The organism is Cryobacterium sp. TMT2-10, from assembly GCF_004403075.1.
GTDB classification, from domain to species: Bacteria; Actinomycetota; Actinomycetes; order Actinomycetales; family Microbacteriaceae; genus Cryobacterium; species Cryobacterium shii.
Genome location: NZ_SOGW01000079.1, coordinates 1 through 20,903 on the forward strand (window position 1 = coordinate 1; position 20,903 = coordinate 20,903).

Consider the following 20,903-nt stretch of genomic DNA (forward strand, 5'->3'; position numbering starts at 1 on the left):
ATCAGAATCGCTCATAAGCAATTTTCCCAGACCCCACGGCCAAGGACGGGAAATCCGGCGGCGTTTTAAACTTTGCCGTTACTGACCCACGCTCCTAGGACTCGAAGGGATCACCAAATGAACGACGAGGATGATCTTGATCCGATGGGTATCGAAGGACTCGACGCCCGCCTCGTCAACGTCGAAACGATCCTGCCCGACCTCTTCGACATGTACGAACTCCGCGCCGCCGGCGGGCCCTACTACTGGGAGGCACTCGACCACGATCAAGCCGTGAAGCTCTGGGACGAACTCGGCCAGTTCGTCACCTGGCTCGACGGCCGCTACCTCACCAACCTCGCCGAACCCAGCTACCGGCTCCCTGCTCCCGGACTGCTGGTACCGCCACCCCATCGCCATCGAAGAACTCACCGCGCTCATGGTCTCGCACCGCGCCGCTTACGACACCCGCTCCGCCAAAGCCTCCTCCGCACTCGTCGACTTGCACCACCGCGCCCTCTGGCCCACCCTCGACTCGCTCAAGCTCCGCGCCGGCCTCGCCGGCTGCCGCGACCGCAGCGAACACCGCGAACCCCACGCCGGGCCCGCGACGTTCAGGGTGTCCGACGAGTATCTGGGATATGTCGACGTAGCCGCTGAAACGGCCTGACCTTCGATGACCCCGGACGCGCCCACCCGAGAATCGCTCCTGATCAGAACATCCAGCGCTCAAGAACGCCGCGCGCGCGGGACCCTCAGCGCCGGACAGGCGGCACGCTAGATTCGGCCCGGCCCCTTCGCCGCACCGTCGCCGATGAGGGTGATATCCGTCGAAATCGCTTCCGACGCATGGATCAGCGCCTCCCGAACCTTGTCGATTGACTCTCTGCCGCTCATGCCGTTTTGGGCCGGGAGAGAGACGTTGACCGCCGCAACAACACGGCCTGATCTGTCGTAGATGGGCGCGGCCATTGACATGAGGCCTACCTCGAGTTCTTGATCAACCATGGCCCAACCCTGGGCTCTGACCTTGTGGAGTTCGTCGAGGAGAGCCCCGCGAGTTGAAATGGTCCGAGGCGTGAGGGCAATAAGAGGTACGAAATTCAGGTACGCATCGAGTTCGGCCCTAGACAGACCGGCGAGCAACACGCGTCCCATGGAGGTGGCATACGCGGGGAACCGCGTGCCGACATTGATGCCGACCGTCATGATGCGTCGGGCCGACACGCGGGCAACGTAGACGATGTCCGCGCCGTCCAGAACGGCGGCCGACGTGGATTCCGAAAGCTTGGTGGAAAGATCCTGTAAGTGCGGCTGGGCCACCTGCGAGAGGCTCAAACCAGAGAGATAGGCGTAGCCGAGTTGCAGGACCAGCGGCGTCAACGTGAAGTTCTTCCCGTAAGAGCGGACGTAGCCTAGCTCCTCCAGGGTCATCAGGAACCTGCGGGTTGTGGCCCGAGTCAGATCTGTGCGCTTGGCAACCTCGGTGAGCGTCATGTGCGTGTGGTCAGCGTCGAAAGCGCGGATAACCGCGAGTCCGCGCGCCAGGGATTGAACAAACTGGTCGCTGGTGCGCTGCGCGTTTGGCTCTTCCACGGAGATGGTCCCCTCAATCATGCTTTCAGCATACTTTCACGTTCGGGCGCGAGCAGGGGCAAATCGACCAGTCGTAGAAGTTCTTCGAAGGTGCAGCCGTAGGTGTCGCGCACTCTGATTCCGTCGGGGGTGACAAGAAGGACTGCCATGTCCGTGAAAATGCGGGTGACGCATCCGACGCCCGTGAGCGGATACGTGCAGGCCTCCACGAGTTTGCTGCGCCCGTCACGCGTGAGCAGGTTCATCATGACGAAGACATCCTTGGCGCCGATGGCCAGGTCCATCGCCCCGCCCACGGCCGGAATGTCATTCGGGTCGCCCGTGTGCCAATTCGCCAGGTCCCCGGCGACCGAGACCTGGAACGCACCCAGCACGCAGACATCCAGGTGCCCGCCGCGCATCATCCCGAACGAATCGGCGTGGTGGAAGTAGGAAGCGCCAGGGAGCTCGGTAACCGGAATCTTCCCTGCGTTGATCAGATCTTCATCGAGCTCATCGCCTTCCGCCGCGGGTCCCATACCCAGCATTCCGTTCTCGGTATGCAGCGTGACGTTCTGGCTCGGCGTCAGGTAGTCCGACACCAGCGTTGGCTGGCCGATGCCGAGATTGACGTAGGCGCCTGATGGGATATCTTGGGCAACGAGCCTGGCGAGCTGATTGCGGGTCAATCTCTCAGTCACCGTGCGACCTCCGTCGAACCGTTGGATGTGATCTGGGCCGGGACGACGACAACGCTGTTGACGAAGATTCCGGGTGTTACGACGTTCTCCGGGTCGAGACCGCCCGTCTCCACGAGTTCAGAAACCTGAACGATCGTGTGCGCGGCAGCAGAAGCCATGATCGGGCCGAAGTTTCGTGCCGTCTTCCGATAGACGAGATTGCCCACTCCATCCGCCTTGAGCGCCTTGATCAGGGCGAAGTCAGCTCTGATGGGACTCTCGAGGACGAAGCCGCGCCCGTCGATCATGCGCGTCTCCTTGCCGGCGGCCAGCATCGTGCCGTAACCGGTCGGGGTGAAAAAACCTCCGATTCCCGACCCCGCGGCTCGGATCCGCTCGGCCAGGTTTCCCTGCGGCACGAGCTCCAATTCAATCTCGGCGGCACGGAACTTGGCGTCGAACAGTTCCGAATCCGACTGGCGAGGGAAGGAGCAGATGATCTTGGCGACCCGCCCAGCTCCGATGAGCGCCGCCAGCCCAACCGTGCCGTTCCCCGCGTTGTTACTGACGACCGTCAGGTTGCGGCTCCCTCGCCGAAGCAGGGCCTCGATGAGCTCAATCGGCTGACCGGCCTTGCCGAATCCCCCGATGAGGACAATCGCGCCGTCAGTGATCTCCGATACGGCCTCATCGACATCGTCGTGGATGGTCAGCATGCGCCCACCATTGTCGGCGCCCGCCGGGGGGAAACGTTCTCCAGGACAACGGCCAGGCCCTGGCCGACGCCGATGCAGATGGCCGCCACGCCCCACCGTTCGCCGCTGGCCTGCAGGCTGCGCGCCAGCGTGCCGAGAAGCCGCGTACCGGAGGCCCCCAGAGGGTGGCCGATGGCGAGCGCCCCGCCGTGCTGATTGACGATCGTCGGGTCTATGTCCCACGCGTCGATGCAGGCCAGGGCCTGGGCGGCAAAGGCCTCATTGATTTCGACGGCGCCCACGTCGGACCACGTGACGCCGGCCTGAGCAAGAGCGCGGTTTGCCGCCTCGACGGGAGCAAAGCCGAAGAATTGCGGATCTATTGCTGCCGCTCCTCGCCCGGCGATACGTGCCAGGGGGGACAGGCCCAGCAAGTCGGCGGCCGACTCGCTTCCCAGAAAGGCTGCGGAGGCTCCGTCGGTCAGCGGTGACGCGTTACCCGCCGTGATCGTGCCGGCCGTGGGCCCCGGTCCCGCAGGACGGAAGACCGTGGACAGCGTCGCCAACTTTTGCACGGTACTTCCGGGCCGGATTGACTCGTCTCGGGTGAGCGCCGTGTCGGGGACCATCGTTACCAGCTCATCGTAGAAGCCGTTGGCCCAGGCCGAGTCCGCCAAATGGTGCGAGCGGGCGGCGAATGCATCCTGACGTTCGCGGCTAACGTCGTACCTCTCCCTGAGCTGCTCGGTTGCTTCTCCCAAGGACACCGTCCATTCGGACGGCATTCTCGGGTTGACCAAACGCCAGCCCAGCTCGGTCGAGACGAGGTCGCGATCGTCCCCGTCGGCGGATTCGGAGGTCCTTGGTACGACCCAGGGGGCCCGGCTCATCGACTCCGTGCCACCGACCAGAACGACGTCCGCATCCCCGACGCCGATCTGACGGGCAGCGATGATCGCCGCGTCCAGGCTGGATCCGCACAAACGGTTGACGGTGGTGCCGGGAATCGACGTGGGGAGTCCCGCGAGCAGGGTCGCCATCCGAGCCACATTCCGGTTCTCTTCGCCGGCGCCATTGGCATTGCCCAGAACGACTTCGTCGATCAGGGCGGGATCGAACGTCGGCACGCGTGACAGGGATGCCTGGATCACGTGAGCAGCCAGGTCGTCCGGACGCAGGCCGGCCAGCGCGCCGCCGGACTTGCCGAATGGCGTCCGTACGGCGTCGTAGATGAATGCCTGATTCATGCCACCTCCGGTGTTCACGCCACGTGGCGAATAATGTTCACTTGTCGAACGAATGTGCGACATATGAACTATATTCGTGCCCACCTCTCGGCGTCAAGGCTATTGGTGCCCGCAGTGACGGCGTAGCCAGGGCCCACAATCGGCCTGAGTTGCTGAAGATAAATTCGTTACCCAAATGAGTATTGACTCTGCCCGCGCTGTCCCCTTAGTCTGTTCGCTACGGCGACATAGCGTTCGCCTGACGTACAACACTCGACGAAGGAGTCAGAGCTGGTGAGCAACGTTGCAGCGCCAGCCGAGGCGCCCGTCCGGGACCATGTGTTCCACCGAAACCTGCTCAAGAAGTACCCCGTGGCCGTGCGAGCAGCAGGGGTCTACATCTTCGACAGCGACGGCAAAGCTTATCTGGATGCTTCCTCCGGCGCAGTCGCCGCCAATCTCGGCCACGGCGTCCAGGAGATAGTCGACGCGATGGCAGCGCAGGCAATTCAGGTCGCGTTCGCTCACACTGTGCGTTTCGAGACACCGGTCATGGTCGAGACCGCGGGCCGGATTGCCGATCTGTCCCCGGATGGCCTAGAAACGGTGTACTTCGCCTCCGGTGGGTCAGAGGCCAACGAGGCAGCCATGAAACTGGCACGCCAGTTCCACCTCGACAGTGGGCGCCCGGGCAAGCACCTGGTCGTCGGCCGGTGGCAGAGCTACCACGGCAATACGCTGGGAGCGTTGAGCGCGGGGGGGGACGTCGGGCGCCGGACGAGTTTCAGTCCGATGCTGGCGCCGTACCCCCATGTCTCAGCCCCGGAGAATGAGCCTCTGGAATCGGTGTGTCCTCACCTCGGCAGCCCCGGCGAGCAGTTTGACTACATCGGCGAATTCGAACAGGTCATCGCCCGGGTCGGGGCCGAAAACATCTCGGCGTTCATCTGTGAGGCAATAGTCGGTAGTCAGCAGGGAGCCGTTGTTCCTCACCCGAAATACCTGGGCCGGGTGCGCGAGCTGTGTGACAGGCACGACATCGTGCTCATTGTCGATGAGGTGATGACCGGCTTCGGCCGAACGGGCAAGAACTTCGCCGTCGAACACTTTGGCGTTACCCCTGACATCATCACGTTCGGTAAGGGTGTGACCGGCGGCTATGCGCCGTTGTCGGGCATGATCGTGCACGACCGAATCGTCGACGTCATCCGGGAGCGCAGTGATGGCGTGTTCCGGCACGGCTACACCTACAGCGGCCACCCCGTCTGCCTGGCCGCCGGCAATGCCGCGCTGACCTACTACACAGACAACAGCGTGCTGGAAAACGTGGTGGCTCAGGGCCGCTACCTGCGCGAGAAGCTTGACGAGCTCCAGGCGCGCCAGCCTCGCATGGGGCCGGTGCGAGGCAGGGGGCTGCTCCTTGGCTTCGATCTCCTCGACGTTCGGGGCAGGCGGCACATCACGTCGGAAGCGTTCAACGAGATGGCCATGCAGAACGGCGCCATCTTTTACCCGGGCAAGGGCCGCATCGACGGAATCCGTGGCCAGCATCTCCTCATTGCACCCCCATTGACGATCCAGCGCGTCGACATCGATTTGATGGTCGACATCCTGGAGCAAACGTTGACCGATGTCGACGTCGACGTAAGCAGTCTGATCATCAACGAAAGGAATGCACTGTGAACATCAGAACCACATCAATTGCGGCGCTCATGGCCGTCGTGCTGGTCGGCAGCGTCGCCGCGTGCAGCAGCGCCGCCGCCCCCACCGAAGACAAGGCCCAGGACACCCTGAAGGTCGGCATTGAGGGCGCGTACCCTCCCTTCAACTACTACGACAAAGACAACAAGCTGGTCGGTTTTGACGTTGACATCACCACGGCCCTTTCCAAGGACATGGGTGTCAAGGTCGAGTACGTCGCCACCCCGTGGGACAGCATCCTCGGCGGACTGCTGGCCAAGAAGTACGACATCATCATCTCGAGCATGGCGATCACCGAGGAGCGCAAGGCGAAGGTCGACTTCACCGAACCGTATTACCACACCGGTTCTCAGCTGTTTGCTCCGACCGACACGTCCATCACCGACTCCGCTCAGATCAAGGGCAAGCAGATTGGCGTGGCCATCGGCACAACCTTCGAGGAGAAGGCACGGGCACTCGGTGCGGATGTCGTCACCTACAAGTCCGACCTGCTCGCATTCGAGGACGTCAAGAACGGCCGCCTGGACGGGCTCCTGACCGACGGCCCGGTCGGCGGCAACGCCATCCAGGTCGGAGGCTACGACATGAAGGCCGTCGGAACCCCGCTCATCGACGCGGCAGCGGGCATCGCGGTCAACAAGAACAACTCGGGCCTGCTCAAGAAGCTCAACGCCGCGATCACGAAGATCCAGGACGACGGCACGTACCTCAAGATCAGCACCAAATGGTTCGGAACCGACATTCGCTAATGGGAGACAACCTTGCTTGATTTCAGTCTCGTCGCACCGTTCCTCCCTTACCTGTTGACGGGCGCCTTGGTCACGATAGAAATTTCGGTGCTGGCCACGGCGCTCGGCCTGGTGCTGGGGCTCATCGCGGCACTTGCCAGAATGAGTGTGTTCAAGCCCGTCAAGTGGGTGGCGGATTTCTACGTCTGGTCGATCCGAGGCACCCCGGTGCTGGTTCAGCTGTTCATCGTGTACTTTGGGCTTCCCCAAATCGGGATCGAGCTCGGGGCCATGCTGGCGGCTGTGCTGGCGCTGGGGGCGAACACCGGGGCGTACGTCGCGGAGATTCTCCGTGGCGGAATCCTGGCCGTGCCCGCGGGGCAGATCGAGGCAGCGGAATCCCTGGGCATGAGCTCCGCCAAAGTCATGCGCAGGATCATCCTGCCCCAGGCCTTCCGGCTGAGCATTCCAGCCCTCGGCAACCAGGCCGTCTCGATGCTCAAGGAGTCATCGCTGGCATCACTGGTGACGGTAAACGAGCTGATGATGGTCTCCCAGAGGTTCGCGGCCACGAACTACGCCTACATGGAGTTCTACATCGTGGCCGCGGTGATCTACCTGGTCATGACCACCGGGATGTCCTGGATTCTGGGGAAGATCGAGTTCCGCATGTCCGTGAGCGAGCGTTAGGAAAACATGTCGGAAGCAGCCATCCAGGTCATCGACCTCCATAAGTCATTCGATGAGCTCGAGGTCCTCAGAGGGGTCTCTCTGGAAGTCAAGTCCGGTGAAGTGGTTGCGGTCATCGGCTCAAGCGGGTCGGGCAAGAGCACCCTCCTCCGGTGCCTGAACCGCCTGGAGCAGAGCACCTCGGGCAACATCCTCATCGACGGCACGGTCCTCACCGGATCCAAACGAGCGATCAGCGAGATCCGCCGCGAAATCGGCATGGTGTTCCAGCAGTTCAACCTGTTCCCGCACATGACGGTGCTCGAAAACGTCATGGAAGGGCCCATCCAGGTTCTGGGGATGCCGAAGAAGGATGCCGCAACCCTGGCCGCAGGATTGCTGGCGAAGGTGGGGTTGGCCGAGAAGGCTCGCGTTTACCCGCGCAAGCTCTCGGGCGGTCAGCAGCAGCGCGTGGCCATCGCCCGGGCGCTAGCGATGAATCCGCGCGCCATGCTTTTCGACGAACCCACCTCAGCCCTTGACCCGGAACTGCGCGGCGAGGTGCTGCAGGTGATGAAACAGCTGGCGGCCGAGGGGATGACCATGGTCGTCGTCACCCACGAGATGAAGTTTGCCCGTGAAGTGGCCGACCGGGTGATCTTCATGCACAACGGCGTCATCGAAGAGCAAGGGCCTCCGGACCAGCTGTTCGACTCCCCGCGGAGCGAGCGTCTCCGCGGTTTTCTCCGGCACGTGAGTTAGGCAAGGGCATGAAAGAAGCGAGCAGCGCAAATCTCATCGGTGGCGCGTGGCAGGGTACGAGCGGACTGACTCGATTCGAGACCCGCGACCCGGCAACCGGCAACCGGCTCGAGGGATACGGCGTCTCGTCTGCCGCCGACGTCGATGCGGCCGTCGACGCCGCACGGCTCGCTTTCCCGACGTGGCGGCGCGAGCCGGCGCCCGCCCGAGGGCGGCTGCTGCACCGAGTCGCCCAGGAGCTGGAGGCCGTCAAGGACGAACTCGCCCGCACCATGACCCTGGAAATGGGCAAGGTGCTCACCGAGTCGCTGGGGGAAGTCGACGCCACGATCGCGAGCTGCCGCTTCATGGCAGGGGAGGGACTTCGTGCCCTCGGTGAGGTGCTCCCGTCGGCATCGGCGAACCGGACGATCATGACCGTGCGTGAACCCGTCGGCGTGGTCGCGTGCATCACGCCGTGGAACTTCCCGATCGCGCTTGCCGCGTACAAGATCTTCGCTGCCCTCGTTTCCGGTAACTGTGTCGTCTGGAAGCCCGCACCGAATATCAGCGGAAGTGCGCTTTTGTTCACCCAGGCGCTTGTCAGGGCAGGCGCGCCCGCGGGGGTCGTCAACCTCCTCTCCGGGGGCGGGATTGACGCGGGTCGCCGGTTGTCCACCCACCCCGGCGTCGACGCCGTCGCATTCACCGGCTCCACTGCGGTGGGTATCGAGATCGCCGAGGCTTGTGCCCGAACCCTGACCCCGGTCTCATTGGAGCTCGGCGGCAAGAACGCGATCATTGTTCTCGAGGACTCCGACCTTTCCCTTGCCGCGAACGGAATCATGCAGTCAGCCTTTGCCACGTCCGGCCAGCGCTGTACCGCGGCAAGCCGCGTGATCGTGCAGCGGTCTGTGCGCGAGCCGCTGCTGGCCGAACTCCTGCGCCGCACCGAACAACTGAAGCTCGGCCATGGAACGGATGCGGCCGTGAATCTCGGTCCGCTGGCCACACCTGCCCAGTTGGACCGGGTGGCCTCGCTGGTCACGGCCGCCGTCCAGGCCGGCGCCGAGGTGCTCAGCGGAGGTTCCAGGGCGGAGCTCGCGGAGTACCCGAATGGCAGCTTCTACCAGCCGACCTTTCTCGGCGGTGTCAGGGCAACCGACGCTATCGCCCGGACCGAGGTCTTCGGTCCGGTCGTCGCCGTGATCGACGTCGACGACTATGAGCAGGCGGTCGCAGCGAACAACAGTACGGACTACGGATTGTCTTCCTCGATCTACACGCAAAGCCTCCACTATGCGCACCGCGCGGCCACCGATCTGCATTCCGGCGTGGTCTACGTCAACAGCGGAACATCAGCTGCGGAGTCCGGAGTGCCCTTCGGCGGAATGCGCCTGTCGGGAAACGGCCACCGCGAAGTGTCGACGCACGCATTCGACGTCATGACGGAACTGAAGTCCGTCTACATGAGTTTCTGAGAGGACCGTATGTCTGTTGCACTCGAAAATCGCCTGACCATGCTGTCCATGGACCCGCTAACGACAACCGAGGAGGAATCCACTCTCGCGGCATCCGACTATGCGAACCTCACCGCACACCTGCAGGCGGACACAGCGGGAACCATGGCCGGGCAACGTGTGGTAATCGTCGGTGGCGGCGTGATCGGCCTGATGACGGCGCTGTACCTCACGCGTGCGGGGGCCCATGTGGAGCTCTTCGAAGCCGAGTCGCTGGGGGCTGCGGCCTCGGGCCGGAACGCCGGAGGAATCTATGCCTTCGGTCGCGCTATCGGCGAGGTCGCCCTTGCACGCGCCTCCATGGACCTGTGGGAGGACCTCACTCTCGGCGGCCTCGACAGCCACTTCCGCCGCCCGGGCCACGCGATGATCGCGCTCAATGACCACGAGCGAGGCCTGCTGGACATGGCCGAACGCCACTATGCGCTGGCCGGGCTTCCCACCCGGATGCTAACCCCCGACGAGGCGGTCGCCATGCTGCCTGGGGTGTCGCCCGACAATGCGGGGGCGCTGATGGGCACCACGGATGGGCAGGGTTACCCGTTCACCGCGGTCTCGTCGATCATCGCCGAACTGCGCGCGGCGGGCGCGATCATCCGCGACCACTGCCGCGTGCAGTCGGTCATTGAGCTAGGTGGCCAGGCCCGGGGAGTCCGATCGGAGCTCGGTGTCACCGAAGCAGACCACGTCATTCTCTGCGCCGGTCCCTGGCTGGCCGGATTCAGCGAATCGGCCGGCTGTAACCTTGCGGTGCGGCCCCGGCGCTCACAGATCATGGTGACCGAACGGATCGCGGGCATGGAGAACTTCCCCTTCGTTTCGGGCAACCGCGTCTACGCGCGCCGCACCCACGCCGGAAACATCATGATTGGCGGCGGCGGTCCCTGGGAACAGGACGGCTACAACGTCACGAGCTCCTCTGAGGCGATGTCGTTCCTGGGCAAGCACATGTCGGAGCTCTTTCCCGGCCTGGCCGGGGCACCGATCATCCGGGCCTTCGCCGGAACGGTGGAATTGACCGCCGACCACTTCCCGCTGTTCGGCCCGGCGCCCTCCATGGAACGCCTCTGGATTTCGGCCGGGTACAACGGACACGGTTTCGGTTTGTGCGCGGCCATGGGTCGACTCACCGTCGACCTCATCCGCTCAGGTTCGGACAGGGTGCCGCTGCCGGCGGCGGTCAGCGCCGTGGTCGGGGAGTTCGGTCCGGACCGATTCAACTCAAGGCAAGGGAACAGCCATGAATGACCACATGATCTGCCGGTGCGAAGACGTCACCGCCTCCGACGTGAGGGCCGCGATCGACGCCGGCGCCTGCAACGCCCAAGAAGTGAAGATGCGCACGCGGGCCGGTATGGGCCCCTGCCAAGGGCGGGTCTGCCGGCCGGCGGTCGAAGCGATGGTCGGGGTCACCGGCGAGGGAGTGCTGCAGAGCACCAGCAGCATGACGGTGCACCTCCCCGTTCGGCCCGTGTCTTTGCAGGATCTCGTCATCACCAGGGAGCAGTAATGAGAATCACCGGACATCCTGTCCTGCCTGACCTTCCAGCAGAAGAGGTCGGCTTCACCTTCAACGGGGAGCCGTACACGGCCCGCGAGGGCGAGCCCGTTGCGGCGACCCTGCTCGCCAACGGCGTCCGGAAGCTCCGCGTCTCGCCGGTAGCCGGCGAGCCCCGGGGAATCTACTGCGGCATCGGCCACTGCTACGAATGCCGCGTGTGGCTGAACAACGACACCCAGGTGCGCGCGTGCCTGACCCCGGCGACCGAGGGCGACTCCTTCGCGTCAGAGCGGACAGCAGAATGAGCGCCCCGGAAGCGTTCGACCTCGTCGTGATCGGCGGTGGACCAGCCGGACTCACCGCAGCCCGGGATGTCGCGGCCGCGGGGGGCCGGGTCATGGTCGTGGACGAGAACCATGCCATGGGCGGAAAGCTGCGCGGCCAGCTGCATGAGGACCCTGCGGATTCCAGCTGGTGGAAGGGGTGGGAACTGGCCGAACAGGCCGAGAAGGATGCCGTTGACGCCGGAGCTCGGATGATGACGGATGTCGTTGCCTGGGGACTCGAGCCAGGCTGGACGGTTCGATTGACGTACCCGGCAGGCCGGACGGGCGGCCCCAGCCAGCTCACGACGCGTGCGGTGCTCGTGGCTACGGGCGCGGTCGAGCGGCCGATGCCCGTCGCCGGCTGGACGCTTCCGGGCGCGATGACCATCGGTGCGGCCCAGGTGCTCACCAACATCCATAGGGTCAAGCCGGGTCACCGCGTGCTCGTCGTCGGCATGGACGTGCTTTCGCTCACCATCGCTAGGGCGATGCAACTGGCCGGCGTTGACGTTGTGGGCATCGTCCTGCCGCCCACGACTGTAAAGGGCAGCTCCCCCCGAGCCACGCTCGGTCGTCTCGCCCCGATGGCGAAACTCGCACCGGCGAAGTACATGCGACTCGGCGGACATTTCCTCGGGTGGTCCTGGGTCCAGGCCCTCGCTTCGCGGCTGGTTCCCCGGACGCTCCGCATGTGGGGCATCCCGCTCCATCTCCGCACCTCCCTGGTCGCCATCCAGGGAACGGACCAAGTCACTGGCGCGGCCCTGGTCAACGTCACAGCCGACGGGACGCCGATTCCCGGAAGCGAACGCAAGGTCGCCGTCGATGCGGTCTGCCTCGCCAACGGACTGATCCCGCTCAACGAACTCCTGGCAACGCTGGACTGTTCCTTCGTCCGCTCTCCCGACCTCGGGGGAACTGTTCCCGTGCACAGCGACACCCTGCGGACCCAGCTCGACGGAATGTACGTCGCCGGCAACTCGATCGGCATCGAGAGCGCCAAGATCGCCGAGAAACAGGGCGCACTGGTCGCGCTGAGCATCATCGACGACCTGGGCCTCTCCTCCCGGCACGGCGGCGACGCGGCCGGGGCCGCACTCGAGCTCATGGGCGCCCGGCGCACCATGGAGTTCCAGTTCGATGCCAACGTGCAGCGAGGCCACGACGACGTCCAGCGCGCGTGGGAAAAGAGCGGCGACCGGGCATGAGCACGCGCCGGCTTGGTCTTGCCTTCTTCTATCACGAATCACACTCGTTCAGCCCGCTCCGCACGAACCTCGACGCCTTCCGCCAGGAGGCCCTACTGAGCGGCGAAGATCTGATCGAGGCCTACCGCGGCACGAAGACGGAGCTCGGCGGTTTCCTCGACGCGCTCGAGGAAACCGAATTCGTACCGGTTCCGCTGGTCGCGGCGGCGGCCTCTCCGGCCGGCCAGGTGACTACTAGGGCCTATGAGCAGATTCGCGGCGACATGCTGACGGCCCTCGGGGGCGCCGGCGAACTCGACGGACTGCTCCTGGCGCTTCACGGAGCCATGGTCGTGGATGACTACCAGGACCCGGAGACCGACCTGATCGAGCACATCCGGCGGGAGCGGGGGCCGGCGTTCCCGATTGCCGTGACGCTGGACCTGCACGCGAACGTAACCCGCGGGCTCATCGACCAGCGGACATCCTGCTTCGGTTTCCAGACCTACCCGCACGTTGATGCGTACGAGCAGGGCGTGCGCGCCGCAACCGCGTTGATACGCCAAGTCCGGGACGGAATCACGTACTACCAGTGCTTCGCCAAGCTGCCCGCGCTCCTGCCGAGCGTCAACATGCGCACGGCCGAAGGCCCGATGCACGAGGCGGTCACCGCGGCCCAGGACTGGGAGAAGAGGGACGGCATCGTCGCGGCGAGCGTCTTCGGCGGGTATCCCTACGCAGACATTGCAGGTGCCGGTGCGAGCGTCGTCGTACTGGCCACCGACCGCGCGCTGGGCGAGGAGAGCTGCCGGGGCCTTGCATCACTGCTGTGGTCACTGCGCGGTGAGTTCGTCACCGAGCTGCCCGGCGCGGCGGCCGCTGTCGCGTTGGCGGTGAAGCCCGAGCGTCTTCGGCCGGTCGTGCTGGCTGACATCGCCGACAACCCGCTGAGCGGCGGCAGCGCTGACACGACGGCCCTGGTCGCCGAGGTGCTCAACGCGCACGTGCCGAAGTCGCTGATTGGCGCCTTGTGCGATGCAGAGGTCGTCGCGCAGTGCCGGGCCGCGGGGGAGGGCGCCACCATCGGCATCCGTCTGGGCGGGAAAATATCGCCCGAATTCGGTCCGCCGCTCGACCTCGAGGTAGACATCATTCGCGTCAGCGATGGGCGGTTCCGCAACACTGGTCCGATGAACACCGGACTCCAGGTCGACGTCGAAGGCGCCGTGCACCTGCGCGCCCAGGGGACCGACATCCTCGTGACCGGGCGGCCGATCACCGCGAACGACCCGGAGCTGTTCGGGCACATCGGGCTGGACGTCACCGGCTACGACCTGCTGGTCATGAAGGTCAAGAACCACTTTCGCGCAGCGTTCGAACCCCTGGTCGGGGACATCATCTACGTGGACGCACCGGGTGTGGCATCGAATGACTTCTCCACCTTTCCGTTCCGAAACCTGCCCGCCGGCCTGTGGCCCTTCGACCTCTCCGCGACCTTCACGCCCGACGTCAGGGTGGCCGTCATCCCGGGTGCGCTCGCTGCTGACAGGATTCCACAGTGACGGGCAAGGACCGGTTCACCCTCAGGGCGGCCGTCCTCGAGGATGCGGACGCCCTCGGGACGCTCCACATCGCGGTCTGGCGGGCCACCTATGAAACCTGTATGGACCCGAATTTCCTAGCGGGCCTGGACACCGCCGACTGGATCGCCGACTGGCGGAAGATCCTGTGCACGGACGACGGGAGACGCACGATCGTCGCGGTTGATCCCGAACGAGACGGCGCTATTGTCGGATTCGCCTCGGCGGGGCCTTCGCACGACGCCGAGCCGATTGCCGAAACGGAGTTGTACGTTCTGAACACCGACGTCAGCTGCCACGGCTCCGGAGTGGCTGCCCGGCTGCTGGAAGCTGTCCTGCTTCACCAGTCGGCGTCGCTCTGGGTCGTCGAGCAGAACGACCGCGCCCAGGCCTTCTATCGCAAGCATCGTTTCGTCGTCGAAGGTGCCCTGAAGTGGGACCCGGAAGCGGGAGCGCAGGATGTCCGCATGAGGCGGTAACTCGCCGGATTGGCTGGAGTTCCGGGCTCACCAACCACGAGAAAGTCGTCTGCCCACACCACCCGCTCTGGCTCGGCGACGGCGTCGAGCCGCCCGGAAACCAGATTTCCAGGCGCACCTGCCCGGGCATTACGGCCGCATCACGCCATCACCGAAATCTCATCAGCCGGTTCGGCCGCACCAGAGTCTGCACAGCCTTCCACATCTCCGCATACATCAACCGGCACTGGTATGAGAACTTCCACCACTTCGACGAGTTCGCCCGCCTCCACAAGCGCTTGACCGTCGCAGACTGTGATCAACCGAGCGAGATCGCGCGGTGGGATCCGCACATCCACACGCCGGGCACACTACAGAAAGACCAGTTCGGCGGGGATTAAGCGGGGGAACCCTACATCGAGGCGATCGATAAATCGGAGCCTATCGAACTAGCTTCATTGAAACGAAGTTCGCCGCAACCTGTCTGTGCGCTGAGTGCGACCCCGTGCTGTTCGTTCTCGACCCCGCTCAGCGGCTCAGAGCGATGGGGTCTGCGCGGCAAACCGTCCGGTCGTCAACGATCGCCTCGCCGGTCGCGACCGTCCGTCTTCGCGAGCACATCGGACAGTAGCTCACGGGCCACGGCCGCGGGATGGGCCGCCCACCAACCACTCAGTGCGGAATACCCTTGCCAGGCGAGGATCCCCACCGCGAAGGAGGCGAGGGTGGCGAGTAGTGGGAATTCGACCGCGAGAAGCGGGAAGACCTGCCAATGGACGAGGTAAACGAACAACGATGCCGACGCCACGACGCCCAGCACCGGCACCAGAATCCGCGGAAGGGGCACCGCCGGAATCCACAGGAGGAGGAGCAGTCCCGCGATCGCGATCGCCTCGCGGGCCGGGTCGCCGAAGAACCCAGGGACGGTGAGCACGACGACCGCCGAGCTCAGCCCGCCCTTGACGTCCGTGGCACGCGCGATGAGCCAGCCGAGCGCGATGAGCCAGAGCACGACCAGTGACGATCTCGCCGGTGTCCAGCCGCACAGAGTCCTCATACGCGCGGCGACCTGGTTGCCTGGCGGGAACGGGATACTCATGCCCGTAATTGGTGCGAAAGCCGATGCGGGCCGGTATGGTGGTGCCGAGGCTCACAAGACTCACAGATCCAACAAGACTCACAAGATACACAGCCACTCACAAGGAGTCCACCATGGAGAACCCATTCCGGCCATCAGCCGGCGCGACACCGCCGGAAATTATCGGCCGCGCAGGCCTTCTCGACGAGTTCGCCTACGGCCTACGACTGGGCTCAGGTGCGCCGGGACTTCTCACCATCTTCACCGGTGCCCGTGGCATCGGCAAGACCGTCATGCTCGGTGCCGCCCACGACATGGCCAGGGAACGCGGATGGGCCGTGATCTCCGAGACGGCCACCGGCGGTTTTATGGGAAGGATCGGCGAATCCATGCGCCAGCTGGCCGAGGAACTCGGCAACGGGCCGCAGGGTCGCCGGATCACCGCGGTCTCCGCCGCCGGCTTCAGCCTCACGACAGAGCTCCCGCCTGAACGTCAGGTCGCCTGGCGGAACCTCGCTGAAGAACTCCTCCGGCTCCTCCAGGGCCGTGGTACCGGTCTGGTCATCACCGTGGACGAAATCCACGCCGCTGACCGTGCTGAACTGGCGCAACTGGCCGCCAGTGTCCAGCACCTGATCCAGGACCGGCTTCCCATCGGCTTGGTCTTCGCCGGCCTGCCGGCCGCGGTGTCGGACCTGCTCAACGAAGGCGTGGCGACCTTCCTTCGCCGCGCCGACAAGATCGACCTGCATGCGGCCGCAGTCCGGGATGTGGAGACATCGTTCGCCGACACGTTCGCGACGGCGGGGTTCAACATCTCACCGGCCCTGGTCCGGCAAGCCTCTGAAGCAACAGGGGGATACCCGTTTCTCATCCAGCTGGTCGGCTACTTCCTCTGGCGGGAAGCCGAAAGCAACGAGGGCGCGCTCGACGCGGAGGCTGTCAGCAGGGCCATTGAAGCCGCCCACCGACGCAACGCACGCACCGTGATCGAAGCGGCTCTCTCGACAGCCTCACCCAAAGACATGGAATTCCTTCACGCCATGGCCAAAGACGACGGACCGTCGGTCACCGGCGACATCGGGCAACGGCTGGGCGCCAAGACAAACCTTGTCGCCAACTACCGGACACGGCTCCTGGCAGCCGGACTCATTGAATCGGTAGGGTTCGGCAAAGTCGACTTCGCCATCCCCGGTCTACGCCGGTATCTCAGTTCGAAGCCCACGGACTAAGCCGCCCACCGAGTCTGACAAAGTGTCCGCGAAGTCGGCGAGCCTGCCGGCTATCCGTGGGCGGCAAAGGAGCGAGCGGCCGAGATGACCTTCGGGCCGATTTCGTCCAGTGGCCCGCCACGCAACAGGGCAGCTGGGGACTGGTCATCCAACTCCGGGTTCATGCCCTGGAACCACGCCTGGATCGTCTTCGCACTCTCACACTCGATCAGAATGCCGGCAACATAATAAGAGGTACGAAGTCTCTGTACGACGTCCGCACCAGGTGCACGAGAGCCTTCCGCCCATTCACGCACGGAGCGCGTGTTCGAAACGCGGCCCAAGTAGGCGACGAGCCGGGCGCCGAGGATCTCGCGCAGACCAGTGACGATCCCGCCGGTGTCCAGCCGCACAGAATCGGCGTACGCGCGGTGACCTGGTTGGGAAGCGGGGACGGGAATACTCATGCCCGCAATTCTTCCGCGTCACGGACTCAATAGCAAGGATCGCTCGTGTTTTCGCGGGCAATATAACAAGTCAAATAACATCCGATATGACCGATAATGGTTATTATGTTCGTTTTAAAGTGCATCTATTGCAGAATGTGCTGAATAGAGTTCTCCTGATATCGGCTTCGGCGAAAGTCGAAGACAGCGCGAACTCCCACGATTCACACTGGGATGCGGCGAGTTCGGCCGGCGTTTGGCAGCCCCCACGGGTCAGTCTTTGCGTATGTTCACGCCCGTGCTGCGAAGTCGCTCTTGTCCTGGGCGATTCTGCCGTCTAATGTGAGTGAGTGCTCACATCATTTATCGAGACGGATGCGTCCGCAGCCTCCATCACCACTGACGGCCTGCTGCGCCAGTTCGGCAGCCTGACTGCACTTGACCGGGTCACCGTGACTCTTCCCCGGGGCGGTGTGGTCGGCCTCCTCGGCCCCAACGGATCCGGCAAGTCGACTTTGATCCGCATCCTGCTTGGGCTCATTCCTTCCACGTCGGGCCAGGCCACCGTGCTCGGCCACCCGACCACGAAACCGGCCCGCTACGCGGGCGACGTCGGAGCGCTCATCGAGGCACCGTCGTTCGTTCCGGGGCTCTCGGCTCGTAAGAATCTTCTGTCGCTGGCTCGTCTGCGCGGCTTGCCCGCGACCCGGGTCGCCGAGGTCATTCGCATCGTGGGTCTCGAGGGTCGGGAAAACGAGTCCGTTCGCCGTTTCTCACTCGGGATGAAGCAGCGGCTCGGCATCGCCGCGGCGTTGCTGCCTGACCCCGCCCTGCTGATCCTCGATGAGCCCACCAACGGCCTGGACCCGGCTGGGATCGTGGAGATTCGGCAGTTGCTCAAGACTCTGGCGGCTGAGGGGCGCACGGTGGTGGTCTCATCCCATCTGCTCGCCGAGATCCAGGCGGCATGCGATTATCTCGTCATCATCCGTTTCGGCGAGCTGATGTTCTCGGGACCGATGGGCGAGCTGCTCGACAAGGCCGGTGCGCGCATCGAGGTTGCCCCGGAGCATCCCGCTGATGTCGACCGGCTGCGCGTTGCTCTCGCGGCGGCGGGGTGGTCGCTCGAGGATGACTCGCTCGTCGTGCACGGCTCCGCCGCCGACGCGGGGGCGCTCAATCGTGCTGCACACGAGGCCGGCATCACGCTCAGCCGACTGACCCCGATCGACGAATCCCTCGAGGACGTGTTTCTCAAGATGACGGCGGCACCGACCCGCGACCCAGTAGCTGCCTCTCAGGGCGCCCGAAAGAAAGCTGCCACCAATGCGTGAGCTACGAAGCGAACTCACCCGTCTCAACCGACGGGGAATCTGGCTCGGGTGGCTGGGCCTCATGGCGGTCTTCGCCGTGCTGATCAACACGGTGATCTACACAATCGCAGCGAACGGGTCTGCACCTCCCGGCGGAGGTCCGGGAGTCGCTTTCCCTAGCGTGGCGACTCTGGAGAGTTCATCGGGAATTGTCGCGGGAGTCTCCTCGGCGGCCAGCATGTTCGGAGTGATCACGCTGTCGTTCTGGGCCATTGCAACCGCCTCGGACTACAGCACGGGCCTGATCCGCCTGCTTGCCGCTGCCCAGCCACACCGCTGGAGGCTGCTGCTCGGAAAGATCGGCGCCCTGCTGATCTGGACGGCCCTGGCAACGACGGTGGCGGTAGTCGTCAACCTGGCGGCCGCGCTCCCCTCGGCGGAAGCCGCGGGAATCTCCACTGAACTCTGGATGGATGACCTGGCCAGCGAGATCGCACGCGCCTGGTTGACTTCGTTCAGCGCCAGCGTGGTCTGGGGAATCATCGGACTCGTGCTCGCCCTGCTGAGCCGTTCCGCGGCGATCGCCATCTCGGTGGGAATCGGGTGGGTTCTCCTCATCGAGACGATCATCAAGACCGCGTCGAGTGAAGCCGGCCAGTGGCTGCCCGGAACTACTCTCACCGCACTGGCGCAGGGTGGAACCGATGACCTGACTTTTGCGGCGGCCATTCTGATCGGCTGCATCTACGCGGCAGTCGGCCTCATCATCGGTCTCGTGATCTTCATTCGCAGACCGATAACCGAATAGTCCGATTGGATAGACCTATGAACGCCCGCGGAGACACCACCCGAAAACGCCTCATCGACGCGACCACGGCCCTCGTTCGAGAGGTCGGCTACGCCAACGTCCGGACTCGCTCGATAGCGGTGGCGGCGGGTGTCGCCGAGGGCACCCTCTATCGGCACTTCGCCGACAAGCGGTCACTCTTCTACGCCGCGGTGCTGGATCGCAACGCACCCATCGTCGCAGCAACGGCGACGCTACCCTCCCTGGCCGGACGGGGCACAGTGCTCGAAAACCTACTCGAAGTCATTCGAAAACTTGCCCAGCTTCAGGAGGACCTGCTGCCGCTGGAGCAGGCGATGATCGCCGACCCGACCCTCGCACCGCTCCGCGGAGAACGGGTACAGATGCCACTGGAGGGGCCGCCGCACGATATCGCCCGCTATCTCGCCGCGGAGCAGTCCCTCGGCCGGGTTCGCGCCGAGTGTGACCCTACACTCGCCGCGATTTCGCTGCTGGCGATGCTGTTCGGCCTGGCCGTTCATCCACTATTGGGCAACGATCTCGCGAACTCGGAGCTCCTCGGCGCTTCCGTCAGTTATTTTGTAGACGGAGTCGGCGCCCCGGCCACACAACCCAAACTCCTCGCGTAAAAGTCGACGTGTACTGGGCCATGCAACGCCCAGCTTGGTGCCTGCGACAGCCGCGGACCTCTTTTACCATTGCCGTTACCGTTCGCCATCCTCGCGAGTGCGCTGCCCCATCTGACCAACTGGATTCCAATTCGGGGCAAGCACAAGCATTAGGTGAGGGACTTTAGACCGGCCAGGCGGAGGACGGCAGCTAGCCCTTCGGACGTCCCGGGCCAGTGTCGTTGGACCGCGTCACTGCCTGCCCGGCGAGTCGCGAAACGGAGAGCGAGCGCGACCACGATGGCGTCGTCCGCGTAGCCGAGAACCGGTATGAAATCAGGGATCAGGTCAATGGGCGACAGCAGGTAGACCAAGAGAACGGCCAGCCAAATACGAACTCCAATCGACACGGATCGATCACAAGTTAGGCGTTTGAGAAGCCGGGCGACGTCAGGAGCAAGGCGAAGAAGGCCACGAAGCGAAGCGCCGCCAGGATGCCGGCGCTGCTCGATCCAGAGGAGCAGGACAATGGCCAGCCAGAGCACGAGCAACCCCCCGAGCACGCCAAGAGCGATTCCCCACCAGGACGTCATGACTTGCGTCCGCAAAAATCGAGTTTCCACTCGTCGAGCAACATCGAGCGAACGTTGGATGTCATGCTCTGATTCTTGCAGTGGAGACGTCCAACGAACCCTCGCGCCGCACGCTCGCCCACCGGCTCCAGGTAAGGGGCACGATGGACAAGGGGCAGGACATTAAAGCCCCCGAGAGCACCCTGAGCTGCTGCGGGGATTTCGGACAGCGGAATTAGTGGATTCTTCTACGCTGCCAGGGCTGACTGTTGATAACCATAGTGGACTTCGTTAGGACGCC

At 64.4% G+C, this 20,903-nt stretch carries 24 protein-coding genes; 16 read left to right on the forward strand and 8 right to left on the reverse strand.

Annotated features, from left to right (window positions below):
* Nucleotides 1-78: 78 nt before the first annotated feature.
* Nucleotides 79-411, reverse strand: a complete 333-nt coding sequence (locus E3T37_RS09030) for a hypothetical protein (protein ID WP_134366462.1) — start codon at nt 409-411, stop codon at nt 79-81.
* A gap of 7 nt (nt 412-418) precedes the next feature.
* Here E3T37_RS09030 and E3T37_RS09035 point away from each other — a divergent pair, with 7 nt between their 5' ends.
* Entirely contained in the window at nt 419-649 is a 231-nt protein-coding gene (locus tag E3T37_RS09035; RefSeq protein ID WP_134366463.1) for a hypothetical protein, read from the forward strand.
* A 107-nt stretch (nt 650-756) separates the two neighbouring features.
* Here E3T37_RS09035 and E3T37_RS09040 read toward each other — a convergent pair whose 3' ends face one another.
* From E3T37_RS09040 to E3T37_RS09055, 4 genes are read right to left on the reverse strand one after another with little or no spacing between them, the layout of a single operon-like run.
* A complete protein-coding gene (locus tag E3T37_RS09040; RefSeq protein ID WP_134366464.1) occupies nt 757-1,596 on the reverse strand; it encodes an IclR family transcriptional regulator C-terminal domain-containing protein in 840 nt (279 codons plus the stop codon).
* Nucleotides 1,593-2,255 carry a 3-oxoacid CoA-transferase subunit B gene (locus E3T37_RS09045; RefSeq protein WP_134366465.1) on the reverse strand — a complete coding sequence of 221 codons (663 nt, stop codon included), beginning with the start codon at nt 2,253-2,255 and terminating at the stop codon, nt 1,593-1,595. The genes E3T37_RS09040 and E3T37_RS09045 overlap by 4 nt, the downstream gene beginning before the upstream one ends.
* Nucleotides 2,252-2,950, reverse strand: coding sequence for a 3-oxoacid CoA-transferase subunit A (locus E3T37_RS09050; protein ID WP_134366466.1), 699 nt, complete (start codon nt 2,948-2,950; stop codon nt 2,252-2,254). The genes E3T37_RS09045 and E3T37_RS09050 overlap by 4 nt, the downstream gene beginning before the upstream one ends.
* Nucleotides 2,944-4,176 (reverse strand): thiolase family protein, encoded by a 1,233-nt coding sequence (locus E3T37_RS09055; RefSeq protein ID WP_134366467.1) that lies wholly within the window; start codon nt 4,174-4,176, stop codon nt 2,944-2,946. Before E3T37_RS09055 ends, E3T37_RS09050 begins: the two co-directional genes overlap by 7 nt.
* Nucleotides 4,177-4,449: 273 nt before the next feature.
* Between E3T37_RS09055 and E3T37_RS09060 the strand changes: the two genes are divergently transcribed.
* Genes E3T37_RS09060 through E3T37_RS09110 form a run of 11 tightly spaced genes read left to right on the forward strand, consistent with a single transcriptional unit; the run spans nt 4,450 to nt 14,587 of the window.
* Nucleotides 4,450-5,838 carry an aspartate aminotransferase family protein gene (locus E3T37_RS09060; RefSeq protein ID WP_134366468.1) on the forward strand — a complete coding sequence of 463 codons (1,389 nt, stop codon included), beginning with the start codon at nt 4,450-4,452 and terminating at the stop codon, nt 5,836-5,838.
* On the forward strand, nt 5,835-6,605 hold the full coding sequence (locus E3T37_RS09065) for a transporter substrate-binding domain-containing protein (RefSeq protein WP_134366469.1): 771 nt from the start codon (nt 5,835-5,837) through the stop codon (nt 6,603-6,605). The genes E3T37_RS09060 and E3T37_RS09065 overlap by 4 nt, the downstream gene beginning before the upstream one ends.
* A gap of 12 nt (nt 6,606-6,617) precedes the next feature.
* Nucleotides 6,618-7,274, forward strand: coding sequence for an amino acid ABC transporter permease (locus E3T37_RS09070; RefSeq protein WP_134366470.1), 657 nt, complete (start codon nt 6,618-6,620; stop codon nt 7,272-7,274).
* Between the two features lie 6 nt (nt 7,275-7,280).
* Nucleotides 7,281-8,015, forward strand: a complete 735-nt coding sequence (locus E3T37_RS09075; RefSeq protein WP_134366471.1) for an amino acid ABC transporter ATP-binding protein — start codon at nt 7,281-7,283, stop codon at nt 8,013-8,015.
* 8 nt (nt 8,016-8,023) lie between these two features.
* A complete protein-coding gene (locus tag E3T37_RS09080; protein ID WP_134366472.1) occupies nt 8,024-9,475 on the forward strand; it encodes an aldehyde dehydrogenase in 1,452 nt (483 codons plus the stop codon).
* 9 nt (nt 9,476-9,484) lie between these two features.
* Nucleotides 9,485-10,762 carry an FAD-binding oxidoreductase gene (locus tag E3T37_RS09085; protein WP_134366473.1) on the forward strand — a complete coding sequence of 426 codons (1,278 nt, stop codon included), beginning with the start codon at nt 9,485-9,487 and terminating at the stop codon, nt 10,760-10,762.
* Entirely contained in the window at nt 10,755-11,024 is a 270-nt protein-coding gene (locus E3T37_RS09090) for a (2Fe-2S)-binding protein (RefSeq protein WP_134366474.1), read from the forward strand. Before E3T37_RS09085 ends, E3T37_RS09090 begins: the two co-directional genes overlap by 8 nt.
* Nucleotides 11,024-11,320, forward strand: a complete 297-nt coding sequence (locus E3T37_RS09095; protein WP_134366475.1) for a (2Fe-2S)-binding protein — start codon at nt 11,024-11,026, stop codon at nt 11,318-11,320. The genes E3T37_RS09090 and E3T37_RS09095 overlap by 1 nt, the downstream gene beginning before the upstream one ends.
* Complete coding sequence (locus E3T37_RS09100; RefSeq protein ID WP_160141049.1) at nt 11,317-12,549, forward strand: NAD(P)/FAD-dependent oxidoreductase; 1,233 nt, start codon at nt 11,317-11,319, stop codon at nt 12,547-12,549. The genes E3T37_RS09095 and E3T37_RS09100 overlap by 4 nt, the downstream gene beginning before the upstream one ends.
* A complete protein-coding gene (locus E3T37_RS09105; RefSeq protein WP_134366477.1) occupies nt 12,546-14,090 on the forward strand; it encodes a M81 family metallopeptidase in 1,545 nt (514 codons plus the stop codon). The genes E3T37_RS09100 and E3T37_RS09105 overlap by 4 nt, the downstream gene beginning before the upstream one ends.
* On the forward strand, nt 14,087-14,587 hold the full coding sequence (locus tag E3T37_RS09110; protein WP_134366478.1) for a GNAT family N-acetyltransferase: 501 nt from the start codon (nt 14,087-14,089) through the stop codon (nt 14,585-14,587). The genes E3T37_RS09105 and E3T37_RS09110 overlap by 4 nt, the downstream gene beginning before the upstream one ends.
* A 553-nt stretch (nt 14,588-15,140) precedes the next feature.
* On the opposite strand, the gene E3T37_RS09115 is transcribed toward E3T37_RS09110, so the two are convergent.
* Complete coding sequence (locus tag E3T37_RS09115) at nt 15,141-15,665, reverse strand: hypothetical protein (RefSeq protein WP_134366479.1); 525 nt, start codon at nt 15,663-15,665, stop codon at nt 15,141-15,143.
* Between the two features lie 113 nt (nt 15,666-15,778).
* Between E3T37_RS09115 and E3T37_RS09120 the strand changes: the two genes are divergently transcribed.
* On the forward strand, nt 15,779-16,876 hold the full coding sequence (locus E3T37_RS09120) for an ATP-binding protein (protein WP_134366480.1): 1,098 nt from the start codon (nt 15,779-15,781) through the stop codon (nt 16,874-16,876).
* A 50-nt stretch (nt 16,877-16,926) separates the two neighbouring features.
* On the opposite strand, the gene E3T37_RS09125 is transcribed toward E3T37_RS09120, so the two are convergent.
* Complete coding sequence (locus tag E3T37_RS09125; protein ID WP_134366481.1) at nt 16,927-17,322, reverse strand: hypothetical protein; 396 nt, start codon at nt 17,320-17,322, stop codon at nt 16,927-16,929.
* A 329-nt stretch (nt 17,323-17,651) separates the two neighbouring features.
* On the opposite strand from E3T37_RS09125, the gene E3T37_RS09130 reads away from it, so the two are divergent.
* Genes E3T37_RS09130 through E3T37_RS09140 form a run of 3 tightly spaced genes read left to right on the forward strand, consistent with a single transcriptional unit; the run spans nt 17,652 to nt 20,051 of the window.
* On the forward strand, nt 17,652-18,635 hold the full coding sequence (locus E3T37_RS09130) for an ABC transporter ATP-binding protein (RefSeq protein WP_134366482.1): 984 nt from the start codon (nt 17,652-17,654) through the stop codon (nt 18,633-18,635).
* Nucleotides 18,628-19,422: a hypothetical protein gene (locus E3T37_RS09135; protein ID WP_134366483.1), complete on the forward strand. Its 795-nt coding sequence runs from the start codon at nt 18,628-18,630 to the stop codon at nt 19,420-19,422. The genes E3T37_RS09130 and E3T37_RS09135 overlap by 8 nt, the downstream gene beginning before the upstream one ends.
* A gap of 17 nt (nt 19,423-19,439) precedes the next feature.
* Nucleotides 19,440-20,051 carry a TetR/AcrR family transcriptional regulator gene (locus E3T37_RS09140; protein WP_134366484.1) on the forward strand — a complete coding sequence of 204 codons (612 nt, stop codon included), beginning with the start codon at nt 19,440-19,442 and terminating at the stop codon, nt 20,049-20,051.
* Nucleotides 20,052-20,200: 149 nt separating this feature from the next.
* Here E3T37_RS09140 and E3T37_RS09145 read toward each other — a convergent pair whose 3' ends face one another.
* Nucleotides 20,201-20,623: a YkvA family protein gene (locus tag E3T37_RS09145; protein WP_134366485.1), complete on the reverse strand. Its 423-nt coding sequence runs from the start codon at nt 20,621-20,623 to the stop codon at nt 20,201-20,203.
* Nucleotides 20,624-20,903 lie beyond the last annotated feature (280 nt).

Coding starts and splice junctions, on each gene's coding strand:
- E3T37_RS09135 (WP_134366483.1), top strand. CDS start 18,628: ATGCGTGAGCTACGAAGCGAACTCACCCGTCTCAACCGACGGGGAATC.
- E3T37_RS09145 (WP_134366485.1), bottom strand. CDS start 20,623: ATGACGTCCTGGTGGGGAATCGCTCTTGGCGTGCTCGGGGGGTTGCTC.
- E3T37_RS09120 (WP_134366480.1), top strand. CDS start 15,779: ATGGAGAACCCATTCCGGCCATCAGCCGGCGCGACACCGCCGGAAATT.
- E3T37_RS09100 (WP_160141049.1), top strand. CDS start 11,317: ATGAGCGCCCCGGAAGCGTTCGACCTCGTCGTGATCGGCGGTGGACCA.
- E3T37_RS09140 (WP_134366484.1), top strand. CDS start 19,440: ATGAACGCCCGCGGAGACACCACCCGAAAACGCCTCATCGACGCGACC.
- E3T37_RS09125 (WP_134366481.1), bottom strand. CDS start 17,322: ATGAGTATTCCCGTCCCCGCTTCCCAACCAGGTCACCGCGCGTACGCC.
- E3T37_RS09050 (WP_134366466.1), bottom strand. CDS start 2,950: ATGCTGACCATCCACGACGATGTCGATGAGGCCGTATCGGAGATCACT.
- E3T37_RS09085 (WP_134366473.1), top strand. CDS start 9,485: ATGTCTGTTGCACTCGAAAATCGCCTGACCATGCTGTCCATGGACCCG.
- E3T37_RS09090 (WP_134366474.1), top strand. CDS start 10,755: ATGAATGACCACATGATCTGCCGGTGCGAAGACGTCACCGCCTCCGAC.
- E3T37_RS09105 (WP_134366477.1), top strand. CDS start 12,546: ATGAGCACGCGCCGGCTTGGTCTTGCCTTCTTCTATCACGAATCACAC.
- E3T37_RS09035 (WP_134366463.1), top strand. CDS start 419: ATGGTCTCGCACCGCGCCGCTTACGACACCCGCTCCGCCAAAGCCTCC.
- E3T37_RS09055 (WP_134366467.1), bottom strand. CDS start 4,176: ATGAATCAGGCATTCATCTACGACGCCGTACGGACGCCATTCGGCAAG.
- E3T37_RS09040 (WP_134366464.1), bottom strand. CDS start 1,596: ATGATTGAGGGGACCATCTCCGTGGAAGAGCCAAACGCGCAGCGCACC.
- E3T37_RS09080 (WP_134366472.1), top strand. CDS start 8,024: ATGAAAGAAGCGAGCAGCGCAAATCTCATCGGTGGCGCGTGGCAGGGT.
- E3T37_RS09095 (WP_134366475.1), top strand. CDS start 11,024: ATGAGAATCACCGGACATCCTGTCCTGCCTGACCTTCCAGCAGAAGAG.
- E3T37_RS09075 (WP_134366471.1), top strand. CDS start 7,281: ATGTCGGAAGCAGCCATCCAGGTCATCGACCTCCATAAGTCATTCGAT.
- E3T37_RS09115 (WP_134366479.1), bottom strand. CDS start 15,665: ATGAGTATCCCGTTCCCGCCAGGCAACCAGGTCGCCGCGCGTATGAGG.